We start from the raw sequence: 20,984 nt of genomic DNA on the forward strand, positions 1-20,984 counted from the left end.
GAGGAGTTTTTATGCGTAGTCTATTTGGTGAACTTCGTGAACGTATTGTAGGGAAAGGAATTAAGATTGTTTTCCCTGAGGGGAACGACGACCGTGTGGTTCGTGCTGCTGCCCGTTTGAAATTTGAAGGATTGGTGGATCCTATTATTTTGGGAGACCCAGCTGAGGTTCACAAAATCTTGAGCGATCTTGGTTTTGCAGACTTTAACTATACGATTATTAATCCTGAAACCTATGAAGGTTTTGAGGAAATGAAGGAAAAATTTCTTGAAATCCGTAAAGGAAAAGCGACAGTCGAAGATGCAGAGAAATTGCTTCGTGATGTCAACTATTTCGGTGTTATGCTAGTTAAACTTGGTCTTGCTGATGGAATGGTTTCAGGTGCTATTCACTCAACAGCGGATACGGTACGTCCTGCCCTTCAAATTATCAAAACAAAACCAGGTATTTCACGTACATCAGGTGTTTTCCTTATGAACCGTGAAAATACTGATCATCGCTTGGTTTTCGCTGATTGTGCGATCAATATTGAGCCAAATGCTCAAGAATTGGCAGAAATTGCGATTAATACTGCTGAAACAGCTAAAGTTTTTGGTATTGATCCTAAAGTGGCCATGCTTAGCTTCTCAACAAAAGGTTCTGCTAAATCGCCAAAAGTTGACAGGGTAGTAGAGGCAACAAATATTGCTAAAGAAATGCGTCCTGACTTGGCTATTGATGGTGAGTTGCAGTTTGATGCAGCCTTTGTTCCTGCAACAGCGGCGATTAAAGCACCAGATAGTGATGTAGCAGGACATGCTAATGTCTTTGTCTTCCCAGGTTTGCAAGCAGGTAACATTGGATATAAGATTGCCCAACGTTTGGGAATGTTCGAAGCTATCGGACCAATCTTGCAAGGTCTTAATAAACCTGTTAACGATCTCTCTCGTGGTGCCAGTGCTGAAGATATTTACAATTTGGCGATTATCACAGCTGCTCAAGCTCTTAATGGCTAATTTTTACTTAAAAACAGAGGTTTAACCAAGGTGTTAGACCTTTTTGTTTTATGCATGACGAGTGATTAAAAATAAATTGATTGAAGTGGCTAGAAATCTAGGAAATACAAGGGATTGTTGAGTTTATCGTGTTTTATCATGTAAAATACTTGTTCAAATTGTCTGACAACGACTGTTTTTCTTGATTATTTATGCTATAATGAAAGAGTAAAATTTTATTTTTTGGAGAAATCTTATGAAAAAAAGCAAATGGTTAGCCCTTGCGGGTGTGGCACTCCTCAGTGTAGGTGCCTTAGCGGCTTGTTCTTCTAAGTCAAGTACTAGTGGAACGACTTATGGTTATATTTATAACTCAGATCCTGAAACTTTAGACTATATCACGTCAAATACTGGACCTACTAAGACTGCTGTAACTAACGGTGTAGATGGTCTTATGGAAGCAGATAAATATGGAAATCTTGTTCCTTCAGTAGCTGAAGATTGGTCTGTCTCTCAAGATGGTCTTACCTATACCTATAAAATCCGTAAGGGTGTTAAATGGTACACTTCAGATGGTGAAGAGTATGCTGATGTGACTGCTAAGGACTTTGTGACTGGTCTTAAGCATGCGGCTGATTCCAAAGCTGGAGCCCTCTATTTGGTACAAGATTCTATTGCAGGCTTGTCTGACTACCTCTCTGGTGCCAATAAAGATTTCTCAAATGTAGGTGTCAAAGCAATCGACGATCACACATTGCAATATACCCTTAAAAAACCAGAACCATACTGGAATTCTAAGACAACCTATGGTTTGCTCTTCCCGGTTAACGAAGACTTTCTTAAGAATAAAGGAAAAGATTTTGGTAAGTCAACAGACCCAACCTCTATCCTTTATAACGGTCCTTTCCTTCTTAAATCTTTGACAGCTAAATCATCTATCGAGTTGACTAAGAATGAGAATTATTGGGATAAGAAGAACGTGCATTTCGACGCTATCAAATTGTCATATTATGATGGTTCTGACCAGGAGGCTCAAGAGCGTAGCTTCTCAGATGGTGCTCTCAGCATTGCACGTGTATTCCCTATGAGCTCTAACTATGCGTCAGTAGAAAAGAAATATAAAGATAATATTTATTACACAGCACCAGGTGCGTCTACAGCAGCTATTGGTGTGAATATTGATCGTCAAAGCTATAAATTCTCAGCTAAGAAGACAGATGCTGAAAAGACATCAACTAAGAAGGCTCTTCTAAACAAAGACTTCCGTCAATCAATCAACTTCGCTATTGATCGTACAGCTTATCAATCTCAAGTTAATGGTAAAGATGGGGCAGCTCTTGCTCTACGTAACCTCTTTGTTCCTTCTGATTTTGTCAGTGCAGGTGATAAGACCTTCGGTGACCTTGTGACAGAGAAAATGAGCACTTACGGTGATGAATGGTCTGGTGTCAATTTTGCGGATGGTCAAGATGGTCTCTACAATGCGGAAAAAGCTAAGACTGAGTTTGCCAAAGCCAAAGAAGCTCTTCAAGGTGAAGGTGTTCAATTCCCAATTCACTTGGACCTTCCAGTTGATCAAAGTTCTAAACTTAATGTTGCTCAAGCTCAATCATTGAAACAAACGATTGAAAAATCATTGGGCAGTGAAAATGTCGTTATCGATATCAACCAGTTGTCATCTGATGATATGCAAAATGCTACTCTTAATGCGGCTAATGCGGCAGCAGAAGACTGGGATATTTCAAACGGTGTGGTTTGGGGTCCAGACTATCAAGATCCATCAACTTACCTTGATATCTTTAAGACAACTTCAAGTGAAAATACCAAGACTTTCATGGGTTATGATGATCCAAACAATGCAGCCGCAGCCCAAGTAGGTCTTAAAGATTATGATGCCTTGCTTGATTCAGCAGCTTCAGAAACAACAGACCTCAACGCTCGTTACGACCGTTATGCACAAGCTCAAGCTTGGTTGGAAGATAGCTCACTTGTCATTCCATTGACTGTTGGTAACGGTGCAGCACCAGTTATCTCACGCTTGACACCATTTACGGGTGCTAGCATGCAAGTGGGTGATAAGAACTCATCAGACTACTTCAAATATGTGAAACCACAAGAAAAAGTAGTTACTAAGAAAGAATATGAACAAAGTCGTGAAAAATGGCTTAAAGAAAAGAAAGCATCTAACGAAAAAGCTCAAAAAGATCTTGAGAAACACGTTAAATAATATTCTTGAGAAAAAGGCAGTTAGCCTTTTTCTTTTGTCCAAAAAGGGCTAATCCATAGTGTTCGTAAGGGGTAAAATTGTGAGAAAGTCAGTATAAGACAAAATATTCTGAAAATTGTACTCATCTTATTTTTTATGGTATAATGTAGGCATATAAAAAAGATTTTTTGGAGAATGCTTATGAAAAAAAGTAAATGGTTGGCCCTTGCGGGTGTTTCACTCCTAAGTGTTGGGGTTTTAGTGGCTTGCTCATCAAAATCAAACACTTCAAGCAATACTTATAACTATGTTTATACTGCTGATCCTGAGACATTGGATTACCTTATTTCCAATAAAGGTTCAACGACTGACGCTGTGACAAATGGTGTCGATGGCCTTTTGGAAAACGATAAATATGGTAACTTGGTACCTGCTATTGCCAAGGATTGGACTGTTTCAGCTGATGGTTTAACTTATACATACAAACTTCGTAAGGGAGTTAAATGGTATACTTCAGACGGTGAAGAGTATGCGGATGTAACAGCTAAAGACTTCGTAACAGGTCTTAAGCATGCTGCTGATAAAAAGACTGAGTCAATTTACTTGGCAAAAGATTCTGTAGTAGGTCTTGCTGATTATTTCAATGGTACTGATAAAGACTTCTCTAAAGTTGGCGTTAAAGCGCTTGATGATTACACTCTTCAGTACACACTTAAACAACCAGAACCTTACTGGAATTCTAAGATGACTTATTCTCTCTTCTGGCCTGTAAATGAAGAGTTCCTTAAGTCAAAAGGGGATAGCTTTGGTAAATCAACAGATCCATCATCTATCCTTTATAATGGTCCTTACATCCTTAAGTCATTGACAGCTAAATCATCTATTGAATTGGCTAAAAATGAAAACTACTGGGATAAGAAAAATGTCCACTTCGATGGCATTAAACTTTCTTTCTACGATGCTTCAGACCAAGAATCGCTTGTTCGTAATTTCACTGATGGCGCTTATAGTCAAGCACGTCTATATCCAACAAGCTCAAACTTTAATTCAGTAGAAAAACAATATAAAGATAATATCTTCTATACACAACCATCTGCAGATATTGGTGGGGTTGGTGTTAATATTGACCGTCAGTCTTACAACCATACATCTAAGAAGACTGATGCTGAGAAAGATTCAACTAAGAAAGCTCTTCTTAACAAGGACTTCCGTCAATCAGTTAACTTCGCTATTGACCGTACTGCTTATTCAGCACAACTTAATGGTGAAAAAGGTGCAGCCCTTGCAGTTCGTAACCTTCTTGTAAAACCTGATTTTGTTTATGCTGGTGACAAGTCATTCGGTGATTTGGTAACTGAAAAGATGGCTTCATATGGTGACGAGTGGTCAGGTGTTAACCTTAAAGACAGTCAAGATGGTATCTTCAATGCTGATAAGGCTAAGACTGAATTTAATAAGGCTAAGGAAGCCCTCCAAGCACAAGGTGTTCAATTCCCAATTCACTTGGACCTTCCAGTTGACCAAGCTGCAAAACCAACTGTAGCACGTGCACAATCTTTGAAACAATCTGTTGAAAAGACACTCGGTAAAGAAAATGTGGTTGTAGACGTTCATCAAATGTCTCAAGATGATCTTCTTAACAGTACTTTGTATGCAGCTAACGCAGCAGCAGAAGACTGGGATATCAATATTTCAGTTGCTTGGGCACCTGACTATGAAGACCCATCAACATTCCTTGATATCTTCAAGACAACAGCTAGTGAGAACACAAAAACTTACATGGGATTTGACGATCCTAACAATGCAGCAGCAGCTCAAGTAGGTCTTAAAGACTTTGATGCTTTGGTTGACAATGCAGCTAAAGAAACAAGCGACCTCAACGTACGTTATGAACGTTATGCAGAGGCACAAGCTTGGTTGGAAGATAGCTCACTCTTCATGCCACTTATGGTTAACAAGGGTGCAGCTCCAATGGTAGCTCGTTTGACACCATTCTCGGGAGCCTACTCTCAAGTAGGACCTAAAGGTTCTGACAGATACTTCAAGTACCTCGAACCTCAAAAAGATGTTGTCACTAAGAAAAACTATGATAAAGCCCGTGAAAGCTGGCTTAAAGAAAAGTCTAAGTCCAACGAAAAAGCTCAAAAAGACCTTGAGAAACACGTTAAATAAAAGGACGATGGAACTTTCTCATTAGATTGGGAAAGTTCTTTTGGAATTAAAGGAAGAGACATGAAAAAATACATTTTATTGAGAACCCTCCGTTCTCTATTGTCAATATTTGTCGTGACGGCCTTGACCTACACGATCATCTATACCATGGTGCCGAGGCGTCTGATTTTCAGACAGGACCCTAACTACAACAAGATTGCTAAGACAGCCGACTCTAAGGCTAACTATGAAAATACAATCTATGAACGTATGGGTTATATCGAGTACTACGACACCAAAGAGTTGCAGGAGAAAGCTAGCTCCCTTGATAAGTCAGTAACCACTAAGCCAACAAAAGAAAATAAAGCTATTTACCAAAAATATGTGGATAGTTTAGGACGTGGCTGGCGTTTGCATCAGTTCAAGCAAAGCAAACAATTCTATGCGACACGTGATGTGCCAGTGCTTGAACGTGTGTTTGGTTTCTATGCACACCTCTTTGAATTTGACAATACTGGATGGGTTAAAGATAAAACAAATCCAAACTTGAAGCGTTACATCCGTATTGAAAATGACCCAGCTATCGGTTGGTCAGTTGTCGGTTCAGGAACTAAGCATAAATACTTGCTTTACTTTAACAGTCAGTTCCCATTTGTTCACCAAAACTTTGTGAAGATGAACCTTGGTACATCTTACCCAACCTATGCTGAGCAGGGTGTTCTTGATGTTATTACACAAGGACAAGGGCAAACACAAAGCTCTGAGGTCAACTTCCCTACTGGTAAGAAAGTATCTTCAGTAGATATCTACTCTCGTACTTATAAATCACCAAGTCAGGCTGATGCTAGGGATCGTTCTTACTATGGTGATGACCCTTACACAGCTACTAAGAGTCGCTACCAGTACCCATCAATGGTGACAAGTTCTGCCATTGCTGGTTTGATTGGTTTGGTCTTGTCTTATGCTTTGGCAATTCCATTGGGATCATACATGGCACGCTTTAAAAACACACTCTTTGATAGTGTGTCAACTGGTATCTTGACTTTCTTGCTCTCACTACCAACCATCGCCTTGGTTTATATCATTCGTTTGATTGGTTCTAAGATTGGTCTTCCAGATTCCTTCCCTATCTTGGGTGCGGGTGACTGGCGTTCATACGTCTTGCCATCTGTAATTCTCGGTCTCTTGTCAACACCAGGTCTTGCCATTTGGATTCGTCGTTACATGATTGACTTGCAATCACAAGACTTCGTCCGTTTTGCACGCGCCAAAGGGTTGTCAGAACAAGAAATTTCGAATAAACACATTTTCAAAAATGCTATGGTTTCCTTGGTTTCAGGGATCCCAGCATCTATCGTTAGTGTTATCACAGGGGCAACCTTGACAGAAACAATCTTCGCCTACCCTGGTATGGGTAAAATGTTGATTGACTCAGTTCGTGCTTCAAATAACGCTATGGTTGTGGGTCTTGTATTTATTTTCACAGCCCTTACCATCTTCTCATTGCTTGTGGGTGATATCCTTATGACTATAATTGACCCACGTATCAAATTGACATCTAAAGGAGGTAAATAATGGCTTCAATTGATAAAAGTAAGTTCCAATTTGTAAAGCGCGATGATTTTGCCTCTGAAACAATTGATGCGCCGGCCTATTCATACTGGAAATCAGTGATGCGTCAGTTCTTCAAGAAAAAGTCAACAACTGTTATGTTGGGTATCTTGATTGCTATCATTTTGATGAGCTTTATCTACCCAATGTTTTCAAAATTTGACTTCAATGACGTGTCTAAGGTTAATGACTTTAGTGTGCGTTATGTGCATCCAAATGCTCAATACTGGTTCGGTACAGACAGTAATGGTAAGTCTCTCTTTGACAGTGTTTGGTTTGGAGCTCGTAATTCTATCCTTATTGCTGTTATCGCTACCTTCCTTAACGTTGCTATTGGTTTAGTCGTTGGTGCTGTTTGGGGGATTTCTAAGACCTTCGATATGATTATGATGGAAATCTACAACATCATCTCAAACATTCCTGCCCTCCTTGTCGTTATCGTCTTGACTTACTCATTGGGTGCTGGTTTCTGGAACATGATCTTTGCCATGACTGTCACAGGTTGGATTGGTATTGCCTATACTATCCGTATTCAAATCATGCGTTACCGTGATTTGGAGTACAACTTGGCTTCTCGTACTTTGGGAACACCAACTCCTAAGATTGTGGTTAAAAATATCATGCCACAACTTGTATCGGTTATCGTGACTATGGCTAGTCAGCTCTTGCCAGGATTTATCTCTTACGAAGCTTTCCTTTCTTACTTTGGTTTGGGGCTTCCCGTTACGACGCCTAGTCTTGGTCGTTTGATTTCAGACTATGCACAGAACGTTACAGTCAATGCTTATCTCTTCTGGATTCCATTGACTACCTTGATTCTCGTTTCCCTTGCTCTCTTTATTGTCGGTCAAAACTTGGCGGATGCCAGCGACCCACGTACGCATAGATAGGAGTCCAATATGACAGAAAATAAAAATGTAATATTATCGGCTCGCGATATCGTCGTGGAATTTGACGTTCGTGACCGTGTTTTGACAGCTATTCGAGGAGTTTCCCTTGATTTGGTTGAAGGTGAAGTTTTAGCCTTGGTTGGTGAGTCTGGTTCAGGTAAATCAGTATTGACTAAGACTTTCACAGGGATGCTTGAAGAAAATGGTCGTGTAGCTAGCGGTTCTATTGATTATCGTGGCCAAGATTTGACCAAACTTAAGAGTCACCAAGATTGGGCACATATTCGTGGGGCTAAGATTGCGACTATCTTCCAAGATCCTATGACCAGTCTTGACCCAATTAAGACTATCGGTAGCCAAATTGTTGAAGTCATTGTCAAACACCAAGGAAAATCAGCCAAAGAAGCTAAAAAAATGGCCATTGACTACATGGACAAGGTTGGTATTCCTGATGCTGAAAAACGTTTCAACGAATATCCTTTCCAATACTCTGGTGGGATGCGTCAACGTATCGTCATTGCCATTGCCTTGGCTTGTCGTCCCGATATCCTTATCTGTGACGAACCAACAACTGCTCTCGATGTGACCATTCAAGCTCAAATCATCGACCTCTTGAAATCACTCAAAGAGGAGTATGGTTTCTCAGTGATTTTCATTACCCATGACCTTGGTGTGGTAGCAAGTATCGCAGACAAGGTTGCTGTTATGTATGCTGGTGAAATCATTGAGTATGCAACTGTTGAGGAGATTTTCTATGAGCCTTGTCATCCATACACGTGGAGCTTGCTTTCAAGCTTGCCACAGTTGGCTGATGATAAGGGTGAGCTTTTCTCAATTCCAGGGACACCACCATCACTTTATACACCAATTGTTGGAGATGCCTTTGCCTTGCGTTCAGACTATGCTATGCAAATTGACTTCGAGGAAAAAGCACCACAATTCCAAGTCTCAGATACTCACTGGGCTAAGACCTGGCTCTTACATGAGGATGCACCAAAAGTTGAAAAACCTGCGGTTATCCAAAATCTACATGAAAAAATCCGTGCTAATATGGGATTTGCACATTTAGGAGATGAGGAGGAAGGCAATGCCTGAGAAGTTAGTTGAAGTAAAAGATGTGGAGATTTCCTTCGGTGAAGGAAGCAAGAAATTCGTTGCTGTCCACAATGCTAATTTTTTCATCAACAAGGGTGAAACCTTTTCCCTCGTTGGTGAGTCTGGTAGTGGTAAAACTACTATCGGTCGTGCCATTATTGGTCTGAATGATACAAGTAATGGTGAGATTATTTTTGACGGTAAGAAAATCAATGGACACTTATCTCACTCTGAGAAAAACGACCTTATCCGTCGTATTCAGATGATTTTCCAAGACCCTGCGGCTAGTTTGAATGAACGTGCAACGGTTGATTATATCTTGTCTGAGGGCTTGCATAACTTCCATCTCTATAAGGATGAGGAAGATCGTAAAGCCAAAATCAAGGAAATCATCAAAGAAGTGGGACTTCTTGAGGAACACTTGACACGTTACCCTCACGAATTTTCTGGGGGACAACGTCAACGTATCGGTATTGCGCGTTCCTTGGTTATGCAACCTGACTTGGTCATCGCTGATGAACCAATCTCAGCCCTTGACGTGTCAGTCCGTGCCCAAGTTTTGAACTTGCTTAAGAAATTCCAAAAAGAGTTGGGATTGACCTACCTCTTTATCGCTCACGACTTGTCAGTGGTCCGTTTCATTTCTGACCGTATCGCTGTTATTTACAAGGGTACAATCGTGGAAGTTGCTGAGACAGAAGAACTTTACAACAATCCTATCCACCCTTACACCAAGTCACTCTTGTCTGCTGTTCCTATTCCAGACCCAATCTTGGAACGTAAGAAAGTCTTGAAGGTTTATGATCCAAACCAACACGACTATTCTGTCGATAAACCAGAAATGGTTGAAGTACGTCCAGGACACTTTGTTTGGGGTAACAAGGCCGAAATCGAGACTTATCGTAAAGAACAAAGTAAATAAGTCTTTTCAATGCAAAAAAAAATCGTGTTCCACAAGGAACACGGTTTTTCTTTAGTCTAAATTTAAGCGTTTGGTCATGATATAGTAGGTACCAAAGTAACTTGCTCCGATGAGAATGAGAGACTGAACTAGACTAAATATATATGACGAGTTATTAATTGCAGTATTTGTTGCATCTCCGGTCAAGGCTGCACCGATTCCAAAGAAGAAACCAATAAAGAATAGGATAGCCTGAATGGCAAAATAAGCGACAAATCCCATAAGAACTTTGTTAGTGTTAAAGAGGTTACCGATACTAATACAGAGGTAATAGAAAAGGATACCAGCAATCATTGACAAGATTGTAGAAGGGATGAAGAGGTAGAAAGCGCCTATCTCTTTTAGGATCTGGCCAAAGTAGCTGGTAGCTAGTAGGATATCTTTCATATCAAGGCAGAAAGCAGCTATAATTCCAATCGAAAGGAGTATAACGAGTGATGAAATGATATCTAAAATAAAGGCTACCAAGAGTTTAGACAAGATTAATTGGTGAGCAGAAACTGGGAGCGTATTGGTTAGATAACCTTCTCTCCCAAAGACAGTCTTTGCAAAGCGTCTGACAATGAGGACTATTGTCGCTATATAAATGGTTCCCCATACGATAATGGTAGCAAAAACCATCAGTGTGAAGAAAGCAAAGAAGAGTAGACTAGGTTCTTGGTGGCTCTGTTCAGTTACAAAAATAGATTTTCGAAGCATTAAACCCAAGGGGATAGAGAGTAGGATGGCAATACCATAGATGCCAAGATACCATTTACGGACCGATTGTAATTCATATTTAACTAATTTCCAAAACATGCTCATACCTCCTAGTTGTGGAACATCTCTCTAAAGAGTTTGTCGATAGATTTGCCATGGGCTTGACGGATATTATCAGCATCACCCTGAAGTTCAATCTGACCGTATTTTAAGAAGACAACTTCATCTAGGACGGATTCAATATCTGCAATCAAATGGGTTGAAATGATCACAGAAGCATCTTCAGAGTATTGGTTGATGATGGTTTTAAGAATGTAGTCACGTGACGCGGGATCGACACCACCAATAGGTTCATCGAGGAGATAGAGTTTAGCCTCACGACTCATAACCAAAATCAACTGAACTTTTTCTTTGTTACCTTTTGAGAGGTCTTTAAGGCGCAAATCAGGCTGGAGCATTAAATCCTGCAAGAGTTGCAAGGCAAGAGGATAGCGGAAGTCAGCATAGAAATCTTGGAAGAAGTCCAAGTAGTATTGGATAGTCTTACTTTCATCTAAATAGGTTGTGTCAGGCAAATAAGCCACTTGCGCCTTAGTGATAGGTGACGGCTGAAATCCATTAATGGTTACTAAACCAGAAGTTGGTTGGAGGAGGCCATTCAAAATCTTGATGAGAGTTGTTTTACCACTACCGTTTGGTCCTAAGAGACCAATGATTTTACCAGAAGGGATGGACATGGTCACATCTCTAAGGGCTGGAATACCATTATAGGTCTTGGTGAGATTTGTTAGAGTTACAATATCAGTCATCGGTCTATAAGTCCTTTCCTGTTTGTTCGATGTAGTCAGTGATGATAGCTTTGATTTCAGGTGAGTTAAAACCAATGGCTGCCATCTCAGTGACAAAGTTTTTCATGAGACTTTGGGCAATCTCGTGTCGTTTTTGATCAATTAGTTTTTCATCTTCGGTAACAAAGCGACCAGAGGTACGGGCAGAATAGACCAGCCCCTCTTTTTCAAGTTCTTGGAAGGCTCTTTGTACAGTGTTAGGATTGACCCCAGCTTCTTGAGCAAATTCTCTAACGGGTAGGAGTTGTTGTCCCATACTCAATTCCTTGGAAGCTATCTTCAGTTTGACGCGATAGGCGATTTGGAGATAAATTGGCGATTTTTCATCAAATGTCCAAGCCATAAGAGACTCCTTTCTAAAAGTATAATAGTGTTATTTTTGTACTATCGTAATGATACAACTAAAATACTGAATTTGCAAGTAAAATGCCATATTTTCTCTAATTTCTTTGGCTTTTCCCAAACTTATATTCCTATTTTTGGTACAATAGGGGCAAGTATGTTCGACCTGAAGGGAGATTATTTTGAAAATTTTAGCAACAGATATGGATGGGACTTTTCTAGACCATCTTGGTGCCTATGATAAGGCGCGTTTGGAAAACCTTTTGGATGCGTGTGAAGCTAAAGATTACGTTTTTACAGTAGCTTCTGGCCGAGCTCTCTTGGCCTTGGAGGAGCTTTTTGATGGTTTTGTGGACCGCATTGCTATTATTGCGGAGAATGGGGCCTTGGTTCAGTATAAGGGTGAAGTCCTGTTTGAGTCCAAGTTAGAACCTAAAGATTATTTAGAAATTGCAGACACGACTTTAGCCTTGCCAACTTGTGAAGGGGTTCTCTTGTCTGGACGTCGAGGTGCCTATGCACCAAACGATGCAGATCCAGCCTATCTTAAGGCCATGGAACGTTACTATGAAAATGTCATGGTAACAGACCTTGAAGCGGTCACAGATGATATTTTCAAGGTAACTGCTAAGTTCCAAGGGGATACCATTATGGAACGTGGTGACTACCTCAACACAATTTTTGAGGATATGACAGCTGTGACAACTGGCTTTGATTCCATGGATATTATCCTTAAAGGGGTGGACAAGGGCTTTGGTCTCTACCATCTTTGTCAAGAGTTGGGACGTCAGGCTTCAGATGTTGTAGCCTTTGGTGATAACCTCAACGATATGGAGATGTTGACCTTTGCTGGACGTGCAGTTGCTACGGAAAATGCGCGTGATGAGATTAAGGCAGTGGCAGATGAGGTGATTGGTCACCATAAAGATGGTGCAGTCTTTGACTACATGGAAGGGTTGGTGGGCTCAGATGTCTGAGATTAAATTACTAGCCTTGGACCTAGATGGAACCCTCTTTACTAAGGATAAGCAAGTAACAGCTGAAAATAGAGCTGCTTTGAAGGCGGCAGAAGCTAAGGGGGTTCATGTGGTCATTACGACTGGTCGTCCTCTACCAGCTATTACTCATATCTTGGAAGATTTGGGCTTGTTAGATGATAAGCACTATAGTGTGACCTTCAATGGTGGCTTGGTTCAGCGTAATAATGGGGATATCCTCATAAAGAAAGAGATGAGTCGAGAAGATTTAAAGCAGATTTATGCTGTCTTCGAACCTCTAGGGCTTCCTATGGATGTTATCAGTGATGGCATTGTCTATGGTGTTCCGAGTAAAGGCAATCATTCTCTCTATCGTCAGGCTAATCCTACCTTGACCTTCGTTGATGTGGAGAGTATTGATGACATTCCTGAAAATATCGTCTATAATAAGGTAGTTACGGTCTGTGAGGAAGAGTTTTTGGATGCCCAAATTCAAAAACTACCTGACCATCTATACCAAGCGTTTGAGGTATTTAAGTCTCGTGAGATTATCCTAGAAGTCATGCCGAAAGGGGTTCATAAAGCTGTAGGCTTGAAACTTTTGTCTGATTATCTTGCCCTTGATAAAAGTCAGGTTATGGCTATGGGAGATGAGGAAAATGACTTGACCATGTTGGAGTGGGCTGGTCTAGGTGTGGCTATGGCAAATGCTGTTCCTAAGGTTAAGGCTGTTGCCAAGGCAGTAACGACAAAAACTAATGAGGAATCTGGAGTGGCTGAGGCCATCCACAAGTATATTCTAGAGAAATAAGGAGAACCAAATGGGTCTATTTGATCGATTATTTGGACAAGAGGAAAACCAATCACAGGAAACTGTAGCAAATCAGGAAATTTCAGAAACTGAGGCTCTTGATAATCAAGACTTGTCAACAAGTGAAAGTCAAACAGAACAGCTCAGTGAGTCAGAGACTCAAGTAGAAGAGATTTCGTCTACAGAATCTGTTGAAGAAAGCGAATCTACAGTGACAGAAGAAAGTGAAGTAGCGTCTGATGAGGACCTATCTGTTGATGATCAGGCCTCAAGCGAAGCAGAGGGCGTATCAGAGTCAGAAGAAAGCCAAGTCGCTGTGGATAACCACTTCGCAGATGTCATGGCTGATTACTATGCTAAAAAGGCTCAGGTAGCTGCTGCTGCAGAAAAAGGTGAAACGGTTACTTTTGAGGCTGTTCAAACTCGTAAAGTTGAGGAAAAACCTGAAGAAGTTCAGGCTTCAAAAACTGAAACAGAACAAGAAAAATACAATCGTACCCTTAAGAAGACGCGTACAGGTTTTGCTGCCCGTTTGAATGAATTCTTCGCGAATTTCCGTCGAGTTGATGAGGAGTTCTTCGAAGAATTGGAAGAAATGCTGATTCTTTCCGATGTTGGTGTTAATGTTGCAACGCAATTAACGGAAGACTTGCGCTATGAAGCCCGCCTTGAAAATGTCAAAAAGACTGAAGATTTGCAACGCTTGATTATCGAGAAACTTGTGGACATCTACGAGAAGGATGATGTCTACAAGGAGCAGATTAATTTCCAAGATGGTTTGACAGTCATGCTTTTCGTTGGTGTCAACGGGGTTGGTAAGACAACGTCTATCGGTAAGTTGGCGCATAAATACAAACAAGAAGGCAAAAAAGTCATGTTGGTAGCTGCCGATACTTTCCGTGCAGGAGCGGTTGCTCAGTTGGTTGAGTGGGGACGTCGTGTTGATGTGCCGGTAGTGACTGGTGCAGAGAAGGCTGACCCAGCTTCAGTGGTTTATGATGGTATGGAAAAGGCCCTTGCTGAGGGAGTTGACGTCCTTATGATTGATACTGCGGGTCGTTTGCAAAATAAAGACAATCTTATGGCAGAGCTTGAAAAGATTGGTCGTATTATCAAACGTGTGGTTCCAGAAGCACCTCATGAAACCCTCTTGGCCTTGGATGCCTCAACAGGTCAAAATGCCCTTAGTCAGGCTAAGGAATTTTCAAAAATTACACCTCTTACAGGTCTTGTCTTGACTAAGTTGGATGGTAGTGCCAAGGGTGGGGTGGTTTTAGCCATTCGCCAAGAGTTGGATATTCCAGTTAAGTTAATTGGTTTTGGTGAGAAAATTGATGATATTGGTGAGTTCCATTCAGAAGAATTCATGCAAGGTCTCTTGACTGGTTTGGTTTAAAAGAGTATTTAAAAAAGAGTGAGTACTGAGAAAAGGAATTCACTCTTTTTAATGGTGTCCTCACCTTGAAAAAAGTCGCTTTTATTGGTAAAATAGTAAGGAAAAACGCATGCTCTGAAAAGTGAGCTGTAACTTAATCACTGAACAACCCCTAAGCCAAAAAAAGAGATGATTGTTTTCTCTTTTTTAAGGTGAGTCATAAGAAGATTTTTAATCTTAGTTTAAGGAGAAGACATGTCTGAACGTGGACTTTTGATTGTTTTTTCAGGGCCTTCTGGTGTCGGAAAAGGAACTGTTCGTCAGGAGATTTTTTCAACACCTGACCATAAATTTGAATACTCAGTATCAATGACCACACGTGCTCAACGTCCTGGTGAAGTTGATGGAAAGGATTATTTTTTCCGTTCGCGTGAGGAGTTTGAAGAGCTTATTCGTAAGGGTCAAATGTTGGAATATGCTGAGTATGTGGGTAACTACTACGGAACACCTTTGACTTATGTTAATGAAACCTTGGATAAAGGTATTGATGTTTTCCTTGAAATCGAGGTTCAAGGGGCCCTTCAGGTTAAGAAAAAGGTACCAGATGCTGTCTTCATCTTTTTGACGCCACCGGATTTGAACGAGCTTCAAGAACGTTTGGTTGGTCGTGGGACAGATTCTGAGGAAGTTATTGCTCAACGTATCGAGCGTGCGCGTGAAGAGATTGCTCTTATGAGCGAATACGATTATGCCATTGTTAATGACGAAGTGCCTTTGGCTGCTGAGCGTGTCAAACGTGTTATTGAAGCAGAACACTTCCGAGTTGACCGTGTGATTGGTCGCTATCGTAATATGATTTCAGAAAAGAAATTATCAGATAAATAAATTAGAAATAGGTATAGAATTATGATGTTGAAACCCTCTATTGACAAACTTTTGGATAAAGTGCCTTCAAAATATTCATTGGTTATTTTGCAAGCCAAACGTGCCCATGAATTAGCCGCTGGTGCTGAACCAACTCAAGAGTTTACGTCAGTAAAACCAACCCTTCAAGCCCTTGAAGAGATTGAATCTGGTAATGTGACTATCCACCCAGATCCAGAATCTAAACGTGAATTGGCACGTTTGAAAGTGATTCAAGCACGTCTTGCTGCTGAGGAAGAAGAACGTAAAATCAAAGAACAAATCGCTAAAGAAAAAGAAGAAGGCGATAAGATCTAAAATCAAAGTCTTGCTTTGGTTTATGAGGAGAGGGGAGCTGAGGCATAGTGTCTCAGCTTCCTTCTTTATGACGAAAATAGGCAGCTCACATTTTCTTGAGTTTGGAAGATACTGGTCTTAAGGAAGTGACAGGAGGAAATTTATGGTTTTAGTAGCACAAATTATTGTAGACGTTCCTCTGATGCAGACGGATAGGCCTTATAGTTACCTTATCCCTGAAGCCATGCAAGAACAAATCGCCATCGGTATGCGGGTTCATGTGCCTTTTGGTAAAGGAAATCGTCTACTTCAAGGTTTTATTATTGGCTTGGAAGAGCAGGAAAATTTAAGAGATTTTCCTGAACTAAAAACCATCGCTGAGCTTTTAGATTATGAGCCAGTGCTTAATCAGGAACAGCTGGATTTGGCTGATCAGATGCGACATACGGTCTTTTCTTATAAGATTTCCATCTTGAAGTCAATGCTACCCGGTCTCCTTAATTCGCAGTACGATAAGGTTATCATGGCAACTGATAAACTGGGTGAAGAGGAAAAAGCGACTCTCCTTCAAGGGCAGAATCATATTCTTTTCTCGCAGTTGTCAGAGGTACAACGTCAAGCCATTCCTCGTCTGGTCCAGTCTGGGCGTGTAACGGTTGATTACCTTGCTAAAGATAAGCAGAATATTAAGACTGAGAAGCACTATAGTGTTCAAAAGGGGATTCTCGAGACTTTGGCAATTTCGCAAAGGGCTAAGAAACGATTGGAGTTGCGAGACTTCTTGCTAGAAAAGAGTGAGTCTGGCAAGTTGACGGATCTCCACAAGCTTTTTTCACGAGATGTGGTTAAGTTTTTCATTGAAGCTGGTGCCTTGGTCATCACCGAAGTTGAGGTCAATCGTGCCGATAGCTACTTTGAAAAGGTAGAAAAGACAGATTTTCTTGAGCTTAATGCCCAACAGGCGCATGCGGTTGAAGAAATGACGTGCCAAATTGGACAAGGTGGCAAACCTTTCTTATTGGAAGGAGTGACGGGATCAGGTAAGACAGAGGTTTACCTGCATCTTATCGAGAGGACCCTGGCTATGGGAAAAACCGCCATTGTCTTAGTGCCAGAGATTTCCCTAACACCCCAAATGACCAATCGTTTCATTTCGCGTTTTGGGGACTTGGTGGCGATTATGCATTCAGGCTTGTCAGACGGTGAGAAATTTGACGAGTGGCGTAAGGTTAAATCTGGTCAGGCCAAGGTTGTGGTAGGAGCGCGTTCGGCTATCTTTGCTCCTTTGGACAATATCGGGGCAATCATTATCGATGAGGAACATGAGGCTACTTATAAACAAGAGTCCAATCCTCGCTATCATGCAAGAGATGTTGCCTTGCTTAGGGCTAAGAGTCATGGAGCTGTGCTTGTCCTTGGGTCAGCAACACCCTCTATTGAGACACGGGCGAGAGCTCAGAAAGGGGTTTACCATTTTCTTGAGTTGACACAAAGGGCTAATCCTCATGCTAAAATTCCGCAGGTGGAAGTGGTGGACTTCAAGGATTTTGTGGGCCGTCAAGAGGCGAGTGATTTTACGCCACCTCTTTTGGAAAAAATCAGGGAACGTTTGGCACGTAAGGAACAAGTCGTATTGATGTTGAACCGTCGTGGGTATTCCTCTTTTGTCATGTGTCGTGACTGTGGCTATGTGGATGATTGTCCGAATTGTGATATTTCACTGACCTTGCACATGGATACTAAGACCATGAATTGTCACTATTGTGATTTTCAAAAAGCAATACCACATGTCTGTCCCAACTGTCAGAGTCGTCAGGTTCGCTATTATGGGACTGGGACACAGAAGGCTTATGACCAGTTAACGGAACTTTTGCCAGAAGCCAGAGTGATTCGTATGGATGTTGATACGACACGTAAGAAAGGGGCTCACGAGAAACTCTTAGAGACTTTTGGAAATGGTAAGGCTGACATTTTGCTTGGGACTCAGATGATTGCCAAGGGCTTGGATTTCCCAAATGTTACCTTGGTAGGGGTCTTGAATGCAGATACATCGCTTAATTTACCAGATTTTCGTTCGGCTGAGCGTACCTTCCAGCTTTTGACACAGGTGGCTGGTCGTGCTGGTCGTGCTGACAAGGAAGGGGAAGTTATTATTCAAACCTATAATCCTAATCATTATGCCATTCGGTTTGCGCAACAACAGGATTATGAAGGTTTCTATGCCTATGAGATGGGGATTCGACGTCAGTTGGCCTATCCGCCATATTTTTATACGGTAGGAATCACGCTTTCTCACAAGGATGAAGAGTTTGTCGTCCACAAGAGCTATGAGGTTATGGCTTATTTAAGAGAGTACTTGTCAGACAAGGTGACCTTCCTAGGGCCAACGCCTAAGCCTATTGCTCGAACACATAACCTTTATCATTATCAGATTATTATCAAATACCGTTTTGAGGATAACTTGGAAGAAACGCTTAATAGGGTCCTTGACATGACTCAGGAACCTGAAAACAAGGACCTGCGTTTGATTATCGATCACGAACCTCAGAATTTTACCTAATCTAGAAAAGGAAGAATATGACAAAATTAGTATTTATGGGAACGCCTGCCTTTTCAGCGACTGTGCTGGAAGGACTTTTGACAGATGAGCGTTACGATATTGTTGCTGTGGTGACGCAACCAGACCGTGCTGTCGGCCGTAAAAAAGAAATTCGCATGACACCGGTCAAGGAAGTAGCCTTGGCGCATGACTTGCCAATTTATCAACCGGAAAAATTGTCAGGGTCAGAAGAAATGGCGCAATTGATGGCGCTTGGTGCTGATGGGATTGTTACTGCAGCTTATGGGCAATTTTTACCAAGCAAGTTGCTTAATAGCATGGATTTTGCGGTGAATGTCCACGCTTCTCTCTTGCCAAAATACCGTGGTGGGGCACCTATTCATTATGCCATTATCAATGGGGATGCAGAAGCAGGTGTGACAATTATGGAAATGGTCAAGGAGATGGACGCTGGTGACATGGTTAGCCAAAAGGCCTTGCCAATTCTTGACGAGGATAATGTTGGTACCATGTTTGAAAAATTGGCAGTCTTGGGTCGTGACCTTTTGCTTGAGACCTTGCCTGCCTATATTGCTGGAGAAATCAAACCTGTTCCTCAAGATGCCAGTCAGGTAACGTTTTCGCCAAATATTAGTCCAGAAGAGGAGAGACTTGATTGGAATAAGTCGGCTCGTGACATCTTCAATCAAATCCGTGGCATGTATCCATGGCCTGTGGCACATACCTTGCTTGACGGCAAACGTTTCAAGATTTATGAAGCAGACTTGGCAGAAGGCCAGGGACAGTCTGGTCATATCATTGAAAAGACCAAGAAGAGTTTGGTAGTTGCGACTGGTCAGGGAGCTATTTCACTTAAGACAGTTCAGCCTGCAGGAAAGCCTCGGATGGCTATTGCTGATTTCCTTAATGGGGTCGGACGCAATCTTGAAGTAGGTGATGCATTTGGCCAATGATTGGAAAAAAACAGCCCGTGGACAGGCACTTGAAGTCTTAGAAGAAGTCTTCCAGGAAGGAGCTTACTCAAATATTGCTCTCAATGCCCATCTGAGCAAGTCGCGTCTGACAGATAAGGACAAGGCCTTGGTGACGGAAATTGTCTATGGGACCGTCGCTCGTAAGATTACGTTGGAGTGGGTCCTAGCCCATGTCATCGAGGACCGTGACAAGCTTGAACCTTGGGTCTATGACTTATTACTTTTGAGTCTCTATCAGTTGGCCTATTTAGATAAGATTCCAGCCCATGCGGTGGTTAATGATGCCGTTTCTATTGCCAAAAATCGTGGCAATAAAAAGGGTGCTGAGAAGCTGGTCAATGCGGTTCTTCGTAAACTATCCAGCCAGCCTTTGCCAGATCCAAGCACGATCAAACGTGTCAATAAACGCTATTCTGTTCAGTATTCTCTACCAGTATGGTTGGTTAAAAAACTTATCGACCAGTATGGAGAGGATCGTGCCCTTGCTATTTTCCAAAGCCTTTTTGTGAGAAACAAGTCTAGTGTGCGTGTAACGGATGCGTCACGTTTGGAAGAGATTGCAGAGGCCACTGGTGCTGAGCGTTCAGTATTATCCCCAGTCGGGCTTGTTAAGTCTTCAGGTTACTTTGCTGGGACAGATTATTTTAAAGAGGGCTTGTTGACCATTCAGGATGAGACCAGTCAACTGGTTGCGCCAACTTTAGGGATTCAAGGCGAGGAAGAAATCCTGGATGCCTGTGCGGCACCTGGAGGTAAGACGGTACATATGGCCTCATATTTGACGAGTGGACATGTGACGGCACTTGACCTCTATGATCATAAGCTTGCTCTTATCGAAGAAAATGCACAACGTCTTGGACTAGCTGACAAGGTTAAGACTCAGAAACTGGATGCTAGTCAGGTACATCAAGTCTTTCCAGCTGATAGTTTTGACAAGATTTTAGTGGATGCACCTTGTTCTGGAATTGGGCTCATTCGTCGGAAACCTGACATCAAATATAACAAGGATCTCCAAGATTTTGAGTCCCTCAAGGCCGTACAGTTGGATATCCTATCCAGCGTTTGTCAAACCCTACGAAAAGGTGGTATAATAACATATAGTACTTGCACCATCATAGCAGAAGAAAATCAAGAGGTGATTCAAGCCTTTCTTGAGAGCCATCCTGATTTTGAGCAAGTTGCCTTAGACCATCCATGTAAAGACATCGTGGTCAATGGCTGTTTGGCAATTACCCCCGAACAGTATCTAACTGATGGTTTTTTCATCGCACAGTTGCGTAAAAAAGCTTAGGATTACAGAGGAGGAAATG

General features: G+C 41.6%; 18 protein-coding genes. 15 read left to right on the forward strand and 3 right to left on the reverse strand.

The genetic code is table 11. The annotated features are described in order from the left end of the window. Positions 1-11: 11 nt before the first annotated feature. From pta to H7T93_RS06015, 7 genes are all read left to right on the forward strand, one after another. Positions 12-995: a phosphate acetyltransferase gene (gene pta, locus H7T93_RS05985; protein ID WP_201041688.1), complete on the forward strand. Its 984-nt coding sequence runs from the start codon at positions 12-14 to the stop codon at positions 993-995. Between the two features lie 235 nt (positions 996-1,230). Beyond that, complete coding sequence (locus tag H7T93_RS05990) at positions 1,231-3,201, forward strand: peptide ABC transporter substrate-binding protein (protein WP_070576840.1); 1,971 nt, start codon at positions 1,231-1,233, stop codon at positions 3,199-3,201. A 180-nt stretch (positions 3,202-3,381) separates the two neighbouring features. Further along, entirely contained in the window at positions 3,382-5,352 is a 1,971-nt protein-coding gene (locus H7T93_RS05995; protein WP_201041689.1) for a peptide ABC transporter substrate-binding protein, read from the forward strand. A 60-nt stretch (positions 5,353-5,412) separates the two neighbouring features. Next, positions 5,413-6,906 (forward strand): ABC transporter permease, encoded by a 1,494-nt coding sequence (locus H7T93_RS06000; RefSeq protein ID WP_201041690.1) that lies wholly within the window; start codon positions 5,413-5,415, stop codon positions 6,904-6,906. Then, a complete protein-coding gene (gene oppC, locus H7T93_RS06005; protein WP_149561435.1) occupies positions 6,906-7,832 on the forward strand; it encodes an oligopeptide ABC transporter permease OppC in 927 nt (308 codons plus the stop codon). Before H7T93_RS06000 ends, oppC begins: the two co-directional genes overlap by 1 nt. Positions 7,833-7,841: 9 nt before the next feature. After that, entirely contained in the window at positions 7,842-8,927 is a 1,086-nt protein-coding gene (locus H7T93_RS06010) for an ABC transporter ATP-binding protein (protein ID WP_201041691.1), read from the forward strand. After that, complete coding sequence (locus H7T93_RS06015) at positions 8,920-9,849, forward strand: ATP-binding cassette domain-containing protein (RefSeq protein ID WP_049527675.1); 930 nt, start codon at positions 8,920-8,922, stop codon at positions 9,847-9,849. Before H7T93_RS06010 ends, H7T93_RS06015 begins: the two co-directional genes overlap by 8 nt. A 51-nt stretch (positions 9,850-9,900) precedes the next feature. On the opposite strand, the gene H7T93_RS06020 is transcribed toward H7T93_RS06015, so the two are convergent. Genes H7T93_RS06020 through H7T93_RS06030 form a run of 3 tightly spaced genes read right to left on the reverse strand, consistent with a single transcriptional unit; the run spans position 9,901 to position 11,778 of the window. Further along, positions 9,901-10,686 (reverse strand): hypothetical protein, encoded by a 786-nt coding sequence (locus tag H7T93_RS06020; protein ID WP_037601745.1) that lies wholly within the window; start codon positions 10,684-10,686, stop codon positions 9,901-9,903. A gap of 11 nt (positions 10,687-10,697) precedes the next feature. Then, positions 10,698-11,396 carry an ABC transporter ATP-binding protein gene (locus tag H7T93_RS06025; protein ID WP_037601748.1) on the reverse strand — a complete coding sequence of 233 codons (699 nt, stop codon included), beginning with the start codon at positions 11,394-11,396 and terminating at the stop codon, positions 10,698-10,700. A 4-nt stretch (positions 11,397-11,400) separates the two neighbouring features. Further along, entirely contained in the window at positions 11,401-11,778 is a 378-nt protein-coding gene (locus tag H7T93_RS06030) for a GntR family transcriptional regulator (RefSeq protein ID WP_002886850.1), read from the reverse strand. Positions 11,779-11,959: 181 nt separating this feature from the next. Here H7T93_RS06030 and H7T93_RS06035 point away from each other — a divergent pair, with 181 nt between their 5' ends. The 8 genes from H7T93_RS06035 to rsmB all read left to right on the forward strand — a co-directional run bounded on the left by H7T93_RS06035 (position 11,960) and on the right by rsmB (position 20,965). Further along, on the forward strand, positions 11,960-12,754 hold the full coding sequence (locus H7T93_RS06035) for an HAD-IIB family hydrolase (RefSeq protein ID WP_037603019.1): 795 nt from the start codon (positions 11,960-11,962) through the stop codon (positions 12,752-12,754). Further along, on the forward strand, positions 12,747-13,565 hold the full coding sequence (locus H7T93_RS06040; RefSeq protein ID WP_037603016.1) for a Cof-type HAD-IIB family hydrolase: 819 nt from the start codon (positions 12,747-12,749) through the stop codon (positions 13,563-13,565). Before H7T93_RS06035 ends, H7T93_RS06040 begins: the two co-directional genes overlap by 8 nt. 10 nt (positions 13,566-13,575) lie before the next feature. Next, positions 13,576-14,961 (forward strand): signal recognition particle-docking protein FtsY, encoded by a 1,386-nt coding sequence (gene ftsY, locus H7T93_RS06045; RefSeq protein WP_037603013.1) that lies wholly within the window; start codon positions 13,576-13,578, stop codon positions 14,959-14,961. A 234-nt stretch (positions 14,962-15,195) separates the two neighbouring features. Then, the gene (gene gmk / locus H7T93_RS06050; RefSeq protein ID WP_002886854.1) at positions 15,196-15,825 is read left to right on the forward strand and encodes a guanylate kinase; all 630 of its coding nucleotides are present in this window, start codon (positions 15,196-15,198) and stop codon (positions 15,823-15,825) included. 21 nt (positions 15,826-15,846) lie between these two features. Continuing rightward, positions 15,847-16,161, forward strand: a complete 315-nt coding sequence (rpoZ, locus tag H7T93_RS06055; RefSeq protein ID WP_002886855.1) for a DNA-directed RNA polymerase subunit omega — start codon at positions 15,847-15,849, stop codon at positions 16,159-16,161. A gap of 142 nt (positions 16,162-16,303) precedes the next feature. Continuing rightward, positions 16,304-18,700 carry a primosomal protein N' gene (locus H7T93_RS06060; RefSeq protein WP_201041692.1) on the forward strand — a complete coding sequence of 799 codons (2,397 nt, stop codon included), beginning with the start codon at positions 16,304-16,306 and terminating at the stop codon, positions 18,698-18,700. A 17-nt stretch (positions 18,701-18,717) separates the two neighbouring features. Continuing rightward, positions 18,718-19,653, forward strand: a complete 936-nt coding sequence (gene fmt, locus H7T93_RS06065; protein ID WP_037603007.1) for a methionyl-tRNA formyltransferase — start codon at positions 18,718-18,720, stop codon at positions 19,651-19,653. Next, entirely contained in the window at positions 19,643-20,965 is a 1,323-nt protein-coding gene (gene rsmB / locus H7T93_RS06070) for a 16S rRNA (cytosine(967)-C(5))-methyltransferase RsmB (RefSeq protein WP_201041693.1), read from the forward strand. Before fmt ends, rsmB begins: the two co-directional genes overlap by 11 nt. Positions 20,966-20,984 lie beyond the last annotated feature (19 nt).

The organism is Streptococcus sp. 9.1 (assembly GCF_016648815.1).
Taxonomy (GTDB): domain Bacteria; phylum Bacillota; class Bacilli; order Lactobacillales; family Streptococcaceae; genus Streptococcus; species Streptococcus salivarius_E.